This is a genomic window from Streptomyces sp. KLMMK, from assembly GCF_036961605.1.
GTDB lineage: Bacteria > Actinomycetota > Actinomycetes > Streptomycetales > Streptomycetaceae > Streptomyces > Streptomyces telluris.
In genome coordinates this window covers 1-2,035 of sequence record NZ_JBAMDC010000666.1, presented here as the reverse complement: position 1 = coordinate 2,035, position 2,035 = coordinate 1, and the positions used below count along the sequence as shown (strand labels likewise).

The 2,035-nt window shown below is 71.0% G+C and carries 2 protein-coding genes; one reads left to right on the top strand and one right to left on the bottom strand.

Annotated features, from left to right (window positions below; translation table 11 throughout):
• Positions 1-148: 148 nt before the first annotated feature.
• Positions 149-742, bottom strand: coding sequence for a histidine phosphatase family protein (locus tag V7793_RS36915; RefSeq protein ID WP_336014047.1), 594 nt, complete (start codon positions 740-742; stop codon positions 149-151).
• Positions 743-1,068: 326 nt separating this feature from the next.
• On the opposite strand from V7793_RS36915, the gene V7793_RS36910 reads away from it, so the two are divergent.
• Positions 1,069-2,035 (top strand): phosphatase PAP2 family protein (locus V7793_RS36910; protein ID WP_336014045.1); only part of this gene is annotated, 967 nt, incomplete at its 3' end.

Genomic DNA, 2,035 nt, shown 5'->3' with positions numbered 1-2,035 from the left:
CGGCGGCACGGCCCCGCTCCGCGAAGCTGTGCCGGGTCCCCTTCCGGCATCCGATCATTCCCTCGGATGAGGCGATCGTCGCTCCGGCCGCGCGCTCCTCACCCGTAGGAGGGAGCTCACGCGGGGGCGCCCGGGCCGGGCGGGGGCGTCAGGCGAGGTGGCCGGTGTCGTTCCAGCGTTCGAGCGCCGGGGCGTCGTAGGCCCAGCCGAGGATGGACAGCGAGGTGGGGTCGAGGCGGATGCGGGCCGCGAAGGAGATGTCGAGGCCGAGCCAGCGGGCGCCGATGGTGCGCAGGATGTGGCCGTGGGCGAAGATCAGCACGTCACGGTCGGCGGAGCGGGCCCACTCGACGACCTCGTCGGCGCGGGCGCTGACCTCCGCGAGCGTCTCGCCCCCGGGGACGCCGTCGCGCCAGATCAGCCAGCCGGGGCGCTGCGCCTTGATCTCGGCGGGGGTCATCCCCTCGTAGTCGCCGTAGTCCCACTCCATCAGCGCGTCCCAGGCGGTCGCCCGGTCGCCGAAGCCGGCCAGCTCGCAGGTCTCGTGGGCGCGCAGCAGGGGGCTGGTGCGGACCTCGACGTCCGGCAGGCCGTCCCAGGGGGCGCGGTGCAGCCGCTCGCCCAGCAGCTTGGCGCCGCGCCGGCCCTCGTCGAGGAGCGGGATGTCCGTGCGGCCGGTGTGCTTGCCGGACAGCGACCACTCGGTCTGTCCGTGCCGGGCCAGCAGGATCCGCGGTGCCATGGAGCGCCCCTCACAGTCTTCGGTGATTTTTCCAACAGAACTCATCACAGACCACCGCGTTGTCCCCGTATTTCAAAAGGACACCGACAGAAACGATCTGCCTGCCCTCCATCATCGCTCACCGGGCCGACGCGTTCCTCACACCGGTCACAGGCAACCCCGGCGTCGATCGAGGCGTCTCCTCCCCCGCACACCTGTCGGCACGGCAGAACAGCGGGCGAACTCGGCGTTTCCTTCAAGTCGCGGGGCGGTGTGCGACTCATGTGACGTACGCCGTACGGTTGCATGCGCGCTTGTTGGCCGTCTGACATATGGAGAGCGCCCGGATGTACCGCACCGCACCACTTCTGAAGCGGCCGCGCTGGTGGACCGAACTGCCGCTGATCGCCGTGGTGTACGCGCTGTACTCCGCCGGCCGGCTGCTGGTCCGCGGCGGCGTGGAGCCCGCCGTCGATCATGGATTGGCGATTCTCGATCTTGAGAAAACGTTTCGAATAAACTTCGAACACCCGCTGAACCGGCTGTTCACCGACCACCCGGCCATCGGCATACCCGCCGACTTCGCCTACGCCTCCCTGCACTATCTGCTCACCCCGGCGATCCTGGTCTGGCTCTTCAAGCGGCGCCCGGCCGAATACCGCCTCCAGCGCAGCTGGCTGATGATCTCCACTCTCATCGGCCTCATAGGTTTCACCCTGCTGCCCACCTGCCCGCCCCGGCTGCTCGACTCCGGGTACGGCTTCGTCGACACCATGGCCCAGTACGCCTCCTACGGCTGGTGGGGCGGCGAGGCCAGCGCCCCCCGCGGCCTCGGCGGCATGACCAACCAGTACGCCGCGATGCCGAGCCTCCACGTCGGCTGGGCCCTGTGGTGCGGCGTCGTCCTCTGGCGCCAGGGCCGCACCGCCTGGGCCAAGGCCGCGGGCGTCGTCTACCCGCTCGCCATCACCCTCGTCGTGATGGGCACCGCCAACCACTACTTCCTCGACGCCGTCGCGGGCGCCGCCGTCATGGTCGCCGGCCTGCTGCTGGCCAAGCCCGCGATGCGTCTCGCGGACCTGGTCAAGAGCCGCCTGACCGGCGCGGGACGCGGCGAAACCGCCGGGACGCCCGCGCATGTCAGTGGCGGGTGCGAGACTTCGGCGGGTACAGCGCTTCCCCGAACCGCGGCCTCCGGCACCGCCGCTGGAGACGGCCGTCCGGGAGCGCCGCAGCGACCTCACGAGGCGGACGCCAGTGACTTCATCCCCCGACAGCCGGCCCACGGCACCGCCGGCGACAGCCGCACCGGCG

Bases quoted from the DNA above. Each gene is read 5' to 3' on its own strand.
- V7793_RS36915 (WP_336014047.1), bottom strand. From the start codon at position 742: ATGGCACCGCGGATCCTGCTGGCCCGGCACGGACAGACCGAGTGGTCG.